This is a genomic window from Pseudomonas sp. RA_35y_Pfl2_P32, from assembly GCF_963970735.1.
Lineage (GTDB): Bacteria > Pseudomonadota > Gammaproteobacteria > Pseudomonadales > Pseudomonadaceae > Aquipseudomonas.
This window is the reverse complement of sequence record NZ_CAXAQF010000361.1, coordinates 1-440: the sequence shown is the minus strand read 5'-3', so window position 1 is coordinate 440 and position 440 is coordinate 1. Positions and strand designations below refer to the sequence as shown.

The 440-nt window shown below is 65.7% G+C and carries 1 protein-coding gene; it reads right to left on the bottom strand.

Annotated elements, in window-relative coordinates; genetic code table 11:
* On the bottom strand, positions 1-266 hold a 266-nt coding region (locus AACY45_RS28710; protein WP_339548859.1), incomplete at its 3' end, for an OB-fold nucleic acid binding domain-containing protein.
* Between the last annotated feature and the right edge of the window lie 174 nt (positions 267-440).

The following is a 440-nucleotide window of genomic DNA, read 5'->3' as shown; positions in this document are numbered from 1 at the left end:
AGCGCCGCATTCACTGTCTCGGGCGAACGCGCCACCACGTCGCCGGTGATGGTGACGACCGACTCGGGGCGCAATTTGTCGAGCACCGCATGGGTCGGGCTGTCGCTGTCGGTGACGATCTGGGTGATGCCATAATGGTCGCGCAGATCGACGAACAGCAGGTTTCCGTGGTCGCGCTTGCGGTGAATCCAGCCGGAAAGCTTGACCGAGGCCCCGACATCGGAGGCGCGAAGCTGGGCACAGGTATGAGTGCGATAGGCGTGCATAAATCTTCTCATGTTCGTCGCCCCGGCGAAGGCCGGGGCCGCCACGTTGCGAAGCGCAACACCGGCACTGCACACCCCAAAGCGGCCCCGGCCGCCGCCGGGGCGACGAACTAGGGGAGACCTCATGAATCTCGATTCCACCAAAGCCGCCGTCGTCACCGGCGGGGCCTCCGG